The organism is Streptomyces sp. NPDC059668 (assembly GCF_042734135.1).
Lineage (GTDB): Bacteria > Actinomycetota > Actinomycetes > Streptomycetales > Streptomycetaceae > Streptomyces.
The window spans coordinates 22,246-29,452 of record NZ_JBHWEL010000088.1 but is presented as its reverse complement, the minus strand read 5'-3'; the positions used below and the strand labels follow the sequence as shown (position 1 = coordinate 29,452).

Sequence of the window (7,207 nt, the reverse complement as noted above, 5' to 3'; positions counted from 1 at the left end):
GCGCGCCCCGACGGGCCCCGCCGATGCCCTCGAGCGGGGGGCCGGGCGCCGGTCCGCCCGCCCGCCCGGAGCCCGCTCCCCGGCCCCGGCCGCCGCGTCCCGCGGCGGCCGTCCACGACGCCCGATGCGCGCACACCGATGGCCTCATCGTCGACTCCCGGACGTTTGACATGCGCAGGGACTCCGCGCCGGGTGGGTGTGCCGGCCGGATGATGCAGAGCGTGCCCGGCCGTGCTGGAGGAACGCTGGAGAAGTGCACGAGACCGGCGTGAGAGCGGAGTGAGGCGGGCGTGAGAGCGGCGTGAGGCCCGCACGAGATTTCCGCCCCCGCTCTGGCAAAGGTTTGCCCGCGTGTTGCCCGGCGCCCTACGCTCGGGGCGGCTCCCGGCGAAACTTTCTTGCCCGCTCACCCCAGGGGATTCGAATCATGCTGCGACAGCCCGCGTTCGGAAACCGCCTGAAGAAGCTCCGGATGGCCCAGGGGCTGTCGCAGACGGCACTGGCCGGTGAGGGCATGTCCACCGGCTACCTCTCGCGTCTGGAGTCCGGGGCGCGCCAGCCCACCGACCGGGCCGTGGCCTACCTCGCCGACCGGCTGGGTCTGAAGGCAGCCGATTTCGAGGAGCCGGTCACCGGCTCGCTGGCCCACGCGCTGACCCTGGCCTCCTCCACCGGTTCCGCGGACGCCATCGGGGCGCTGCGCGCGGCCCTGGCCGCCGAGGGCCACGAGAGCGCGGTGCTGCGCTGGCAGGCGCTGTGGCTGCTGGCCCGGGCGGCACGCCTGCAGGGCGACCATGCCGCGGAGCGCGCCGACCTCGGCCAACTGGTCGCGCTCGGCGACGAGGTGGGGCTGGCCGAGCTGCGGGTGCGGGGCCTGACCCGGCTGGCGCGCTGTCTGCGTTCGCTCGGCGAGATCACTCCCGCCCTGGACGCGGCCGTCGCCGCCCACCGGCTCGCCCTGGGCGACGACCTGGGTGTCGAGGACCGCGCCGCCGCACTGCTGGCCCTGGTGTCCGTCCAGGCGGAGGCCGGACAGGTGCCGGAGGCCCGGGTGCACGCCGACGAGCTCACCGCCCTGGTCGAGGGCCGCAGCGACGCGCTGTGGGCCGAGGCGATGTGGACGGCCGCCGCCGTGCGGGTGCGCCAGGGCGACCACACCGGCGCGCAGCACTGCCTCGACCAGGCCCTGGAACGCTTCAGCAGCCAGGAGGACCTGGTGCTGTGGCTGCGGCTGCGGCTCGCCGCGGGCCGGCTGCACCTGCAGAAACTGCCCGCCGACCCCGCACAGGCACAGCGCTGCGCCGAACAGGCCGAGGCCGCCCTCGCCTTCGTCGGCACACCCGCCCTGCGCCAGGACCTGACCGCCCTGAAGGCCGACCTGGCCTTCGCCACCGGCCGCTACGACGATGCCCGCGCGCTGCTGGGGGGCCTGGCCGGGGACGAGCCGAGGATGACCTACCGCGACCGGGTCCGGCTGGAGATCCTGCGCCAGCAGCTGCTGATCCTGGGCGGTGACGCCTCCGGCGTGGAGGGGCTGCGCACCCTGGCGCAGCAGGCCCAGGCCGACGCCAACATCGACCTCGCGGCGGAGATCTGGCGCACCCTCGCGGACGCCCTCGCCCCCACCCGCCCCGCCCCGCCGGCCTAGCCGGCACCGGCCCCCACCCCGGCACCCCGTACCCCGGCACCCTGTACCCGGCACCGGCCCACGCACCCCACCCGGCACCGGCACCCGGCGCACCCCCCGGCCCCCCGCACGTCGTCCCGTACGCCCCGCCCCTGCACCCTCGCCCCCACACCCTCCGCTCCTCCACCCCTCCGCCCCTTCCCCCCTCCGCTCCTACGCCGTTGGGGCCGGCAGCCGGTGAGGCCGGGGGAATGAGGCCGGGGGAATCGCGGAGAGGGCGGGGCGGTTGCGGTGCGTTTTCCCGCTGTCCCGGAGGGGATGTGCGTTCCCGCTATTCCGGGTATTTCTCGATGGCGCCTCGAATTCCGGTGGACGGGGCGGAAGTCGCCTTGACGTTCTGCGTGCCGGTTGGTGAATCTCGGTACGGCATTGGCCGTTCACGCCCGAAGGGACACCACCGTGGTGAGCAAGAAGAGGAATCCCGCAGGACCCGAGCCGGAACTCGTCCCCGCCTTCGGCAGTGAGGTCACCGACGGTCTGGACGAGGACACGGAGACGGACGTCCTGGGCAGCATCGCCCTGCAGTAGGACGCCGCCGCCCGTGGCAGGACGGCGGGCGGACGTGGGGGAGGGGACCCGCCGAGGGGGTCCCCTCCCCGTCTGGTCCGCCGCCCGTGCCGTCAGGACGTCACGAGCGCCACGCACATCGCGCCCAGTGCCACCGCCTGGAGCACGACCCGGGCGTTGATGACGCTGTCCCAGGTGCGCTGCAGGCCCCGCGCGTCGGGCGCGGTGCGGCAGTCCAGGGCGGCGCCGGTGAGCTCCTTGTTCACCGGCGCGCTGACCTTGTTGTAGACGGCCAGCCACACCACCAGGGCCAGCGCCGCCACCGCCGCGGCGACGGCCGGCGCCGTCTTGCCCCCGAAGCCGGCCGCGACGGCCGTGGCCACGGTGGCGACCAGGCCGAAGACGCCCGGGACGGGCATCCGCCGGTCCCCGAAGCGGTGGATCTGCCCCATGGTGCTGGTCAGCACCGCGTCGTCGACGTGCGCGAGGGCGGGCCGCTGGACGACCGCGGAGAAGACGTCGGTGCCGTAGACCACCGCGTTGGCCATCGTGGCCACCACGGCCAGGGTTTGTACGAGCGCTTCCATCACAACCACCCTTGTCCGTCTGCCGGTTGCCACAAGGCCCGTGCCACCCCGTGGATTTATCAATGCTAGATGTCCTGTCGACACTATCAAGTTCAGTGCTTCGAATGCTAGCGTTGACAACTCCATTAGTCCGCAAGGGATTCAGCGAGGACGTGGGACGGCCCGGCCGCGGCGGTCCGCCGTGCCGCGCCCTGCGAGGACATCCGCCCGCACCGCCACGAGGAGACACCCAGATGGCCATTGGACGTGCCCGTCGCGTACTCATCGCCGGCGGAGGGATCGGCGGCCTGGCCGCGGCCCTCGCGCTGCAGCGCAGCGGTGTGGAGTGCGTGGTCCTCGAACGGGCCGAGGAACTGCGCGACGGCGGCGCGGGCCTGCACATCTGGACCAACGGAGTGCTCGCGCTGGACTTTCTGGGCGTGGCCGGCCAGGTCCTGGAGGCGGCCCCGGCGCAGCAGGTCGCGCACTTCAGCACCGACCGCGGCGAGGTGCTGGGCGCCTGGCCGGTGGGCGACTTCGTCGAACGCTACGGAGCGCCCACGATCGCCGTCGAGCGCTCCGTCCTGCACGGTGTGCTGCGCGACGCGCTGCGCGGGTCCCCGGTGCGCACCGGGGCGCACGTGGTCGGCTTCGACCAGGACGAGGACGGCGTCACCGTGCGCTTCGCGGACGGCGGCAGCGAGCGGGGCGACCTGCTCATCGGCGCCGACGGCATCCACGGCACCGTCCGTGACTGCCTGTTCGGCCCCGCCGACAACCGCTACAGCGGCTACATCGCCTGGCGCGGCCGCTCCCCCCTCCAGCACCCCGACATCCCGCCGGGGACCTTCAACGCGATGTTCGGGCACGGGGTCCGGTTCACCTACTACGACGTCGCGCCCGGCCTGGTGCACTGGATGAGCGTGGCCAACGGGCCCGCCGGCGGACGCGACGAGCCCGGTGTGCGCGAGATGCTGCTGCGCCGCCACCGCGACTGGGGCGGACCGGTCGCCGACATCCTTGCCGCCACACCGGAGGAGGGGATCATCCGGGGCGACGTCGAGGGACGCCGCCCCGAACGCCGCTGGGGCCGCGGCCGCGTCACCCTCCTCGGGGACGCCGCGCACCCCATCACCTTCAACATCGGCCAGGGCGCCTGCCAGGCACTGGAGGACGCCCTCGTCCTCGCCGAGCACCTCGAACACGCCGGCAGCGACCCGGTCGCGGCGCTGCGCCGCTACGAGAAGGAGCGCCGTGCCCGCACCGCGCCGCTGCAGCGGATCGCCTGGCGCATCGGGCGGATGGGCGCGGTGGAGCATCCGCTGCTGATCCGGGCGCGCGAGGCGTTCATGCGCAAGAACTGGAACACCAAGGCCTTCGCCGCGGCGGAGAAGGGCCAGGTCGCCTACGGCACCCGCTGGGCACGCGAGAGCCGCCCGGCCGGCCCGGTCCCCGCCCCCCGCGCCACCGTGGACTGACCCGGCCCGGCGCCACGGCGGACCGGCCCCGGGCCGTACCCCGGTGGGCCGGCCCCGGGCCGGCGGCACCGTGGACCCGTCCCGGCCCCGCCCGGCCGTGTACCGGCCCCAGGCCCGCCCGGCCCTGCAACCACCCCAGGCGCGCACCGGCCCGGGCCCGCACCGTCGTGCACCGGCCCCGGGCCCGTACTGCCGTGGGGCCAACACCTCGGTGGTGCCCCGGCCCCGGCCCCGGCCCCGGCCCCGGCCCCGGCCCCGGCCCCGGCCCGGCCCGGTCCGGTCCGGGGCCCGCCCCCGGTGTGAGGCGCGCCCGAGCGTTCCGGGGACGGCCGTCAACACCCCCGCCGCCCGCGCGCGTCGGCCGCCGAGGCGTCGGCCGCGGGCCGTGCTCCCGCCGGTGAGGGCGGCGGCGGCCGGAGCGCCGTCTGCCGCGGTCGTCGAGCGGGGCCGCCCGCCGGGCGCCCCCGCATACGCACCCCCGCATACGCACCCCCGCATACGCACCCCCGCATACGCACCCCCGCATACGCACCCCCGCATACGCACCCCCGCATACGCACCCCGGCCCGTTCCCGAAGCCGTCGGCAGACCGTGGTGCCCGGCCCTCCCCGGTACGGCACTTGCACCCCCTCCGCCCGCAACCTCGACCCCCGCTGCCGCGGCCCGCGTTCACGCTCCTCAGGGCACGGCTCACGATCCACGCCGGGACCGGCCGCACCCGCCCCGCCCACGCGCTGACACCCGTCCGGAACACCCGCGCCCAGGGCCGGTTCCCCGGCACCGGACCGCAACAGGCCCCGAAGCGGCGGCATGGACGCTCCGCCGGGAAGCACTCCGGCCGGCCCCCGCACCCCCGGTCAGCCCGGCGGAGCCGTCCGCTGCAGCGCCCCCGGCCGCGCCCCCGCCCGTGCCGCCGGGTACAGCCCGTCCCAGACCGGGTCGTCGGGGGCGAACCCCAGGGAGACCAGGACGTTGACCAGCATCCCGTACGCCATGAACGTGGTGGTCTGGCCGGTGTCCGCGCCGAGCGGGAGATGGACGGTGTCCCACAGCCGCTGCCACTCGGCCCGCACCGCCTCGCCGAACCCGGCGTCCCCGCGCGCCTCGCACGCCGCCACCGCGACGTACACCTGCATCTGCATCAGCAGCCGTTCCGGCTCCTTGAGGATGACGCGGGTGTACGCGTTGGCCATCGCGCCCAGCGCCTCCTCGCCGCTCAGCCCCTCGGTCGCCTCGGCGAACAGCCGTGTGGTGTCGGCCAGGCAGCGCCGCGCGGCCGCGAGGAACAGGGCCCGCTTGCCCGCGAAGAGGCGGAAGAGGTACGGCTGCGACACCCCCGCGCGCCGGGCCACGGCCTCGGTGGAGGTGCCGTCGTACCCGGCGTGGGCGAACTCGCTCATGGCCGCGCGGATGACGCTCTCGCGCCGCTCGTCTGCACTCATCCTCACCATGACCGCAAGTTAGTGTTTGATCACTAACTTGGTCAAGGGGGACAGGGCGGAGAAAACCCGGTCCGGGTGGAATCCGGGTGGAATGCCGGCGGACCGGGGGCGGAAAGGGCGCCGCCCGCGGGAGGGAATACGGCGGAGGGAATCCGGCGCGGTACCGCCGGTCCAGACGCATTCGAGGAATGCGCCAGAACTCCGTGCCAGATTCACAGAATCGAGATCCGCTCGCCGACGGCTCGATGACCTTTCTCCGGCGCTTTCGACAACTCAGTGAGGCAGGAACGGGGATGATCGACAATTTCTTCACGATGTTTCCCGGGCAGGGCTCGCAGCGCGCGGGCATGGCCGGGCATCTGCTGCGTGAGCACCCCCGCACCGCCGGTGGCGTCCTGGCGCGCGCGCAGGACGCCACCGGCCTGCCGCTGACCGCGCTGTGCAGCACGGCGGGGGAGGAGGACCTGGCCCCCACCGAGATCGCGCAGCCCGCCATCGTCGCCACCAGCCTCGCGGTGCTCGAAGTGCTGCGCGAGGAGGCCGGGTTCGTGCCGGCCGTGGTGGCCGGGCACAGCCTGGGCGAGTACACGGCGCTGGTCGCCGCCGGGGTGCTGGGCGCCGACGAGGCGCTGCGGCTGGTACGCCGCCGCGGCGAGCTGATGGCCGGCGTCTCACGCCGGGCCGGCGGGGCGATGACGGCCGTACTGGGCCTGGGCCCCGACCGGATCGAGGAGATCTGCGCCGGCTGCGCCCCGCTGGGCGTGGTGGAGATCGCCAACTACAACGAGCCGGGCCAGACGGTCATCTCCGGGCAGCGCGCGGCGGTCGAGGAGGCCGCCCGACTCGCGCTGGCGGCGGGCGCCGAACGGGCGGTGGCGCTGAAGGTCTCGGCGCCCTTCCACTGCTCGCTGATGCGCGCGATCGAGGACGAGTTCGCCGCCGAACTGGAACGCGTCACCTTCGCCGCGCCCCGGCTGCCCGTGATCAGCTCGGTCACCGGCACCCTGGTGCGCGACGGCGCCCACGCCCGCGACCTGCTGCGCCGTCAGCTGGCCGGGCCGGTGCGCTGGGTGGACGTGCTGGGCGCCGCGGCCGCGCACGGGACGGGCGGCTGCCTGGAGGCCGGCCCCGGCCGGGTGCTGAGCGGCTTCGCCAACCGCACCGGCGTCCACTCCGTGGTGCGCAGCACCCACGACGCGCGCCGCATCACCGCGCTGCTGCGCGAGCTGAGGCAGGAGTCCGCCGCTGACGCCGCCGCCTGACCCGCCGCGCGGGGCGGCCCCCGCCCCGCCGCCCCGTCCGCCGTGCTCACCGTGTCCGCGGCGATCACCGCCCTCGCCCTCGGCCTCGGCCTCGTTCTCGTCCGCGGCCTTGTCCTCGTCCTCGTCCTGTCCTGTTGTCTCTTCTCCCTCTCCCTCTCCCTCTCCCTCTCCCTCTCCGTCTTCCTCTTCCTTCCTCTCCCGTTCCCGTCCGCGTGGTGCCGGCATCCGGTGCCGGCACCGCGGAACGACCCATCCGAAAGGCAGC

The 7,207-nt window shown here is 75.0% G+C and carries 6 protein-coding genes; 4 read left to right on the top strand and 2 right to left on the bottom strand.

Annotation, left to right across the window (positions count from 1 at the left end; translation table 11 throughout):
- Positions 1 to 427 precede the first annotated feature (427 nt).
- On the top strand, positions 428 to 1,648 hold the full coding sequence (locus tag ACFV2J_RS37215) for a helix-turn-helix domain-containing protein (RefSeq protein WP_385442890.1): 1,221 nt from the start codon (positions 428 to 430) through the stop codon (positions 1,646 to 1,648).
- A gap of 438 nt (positions 1,649 to 2,086) precedes the next feature.
- Positions 2,087 to 2,215 (top strand): hypothetical protein, encoded by a 129-nt coding sequence (locus ACFV2J_RS37210; RefSeq protein WP_385097896.1) that lies wholly within the window; start codon positions 2,087 to 2,089, stop codon positions 2,213 to 2,215.
- A gap of 92 nt (positions 2,216 to 2,307) precedes the next feature.
- On the opposite strand, the gene ACFV2J_RS37205 is transcribed toward ACFV2J_RS37210, so the two are convergent.
- Positions 2,308 to 2,781: a DUF1772 domain-containing protein gene (locus tag ACFV2J_RS37205; RefSeq protein WP_385097938.1), complete on the bottom strand. Its 474-nt coding sequence runs from the start codon at positions 2,779 to 2,781 to the stop codon at positions 2,308 to 2,310.
- Between the two features lie 233 nt (positions 2,782 to 3,014).
- Between ACFV2J_RS37205 and ACFV2J_RS37200 the strand changes: the two genes are divergently transcribed.
- Positions 3,015 to 4,238, top strand: coding sequence for an FAD-dependent monooxygenase (locus ACFV2J_RS37200; protein ID WP_385097935.1), 1,224 nt, complete (start codon positions 3,015 to 3,017; stop codon positions 4,236 to 4,238).
- A gap of 857 nt (positions 4,239 to 5,095) precedes the next feature.
- On the opposite strand, the gene ACFV2J_RS37195 is transcribed toward ACFV2J_RS37200, so the two are convergent.
- Positions 5,096 to 5,689 (bottom strand): TetR/AcrR family transcriptional regulator, encoded by a 594-nt coding sequence (locus ACFV2J_RS37195; protein WP_385098396.1) that lies wholly within the window; start codon positions 5,687 to 5,689, stop codon positions 5,096 to 5,098.
- 284 nt (positions 5,690 to 5,973) lie between these two features.
- On the opposite strand from ACFV2J_RS37195, the gene fabD reads away from it, so the two are divergent.
- Positions 5,974 to 6,942 (top strand): ACP S-malonyltransferase, encoded by a 969-nt coding sequence (fabD, locus tag ACFV2J_RS37190; RefSeq protein WP_385442885.1) that lies wholly within the window; start codon positions 5,974 to 5,976, stop codon positions 6,940 to 6,942.
- The last annotated feature ends 265 nt before the right edge of the window (positions 6,943 to 7,207 follow it).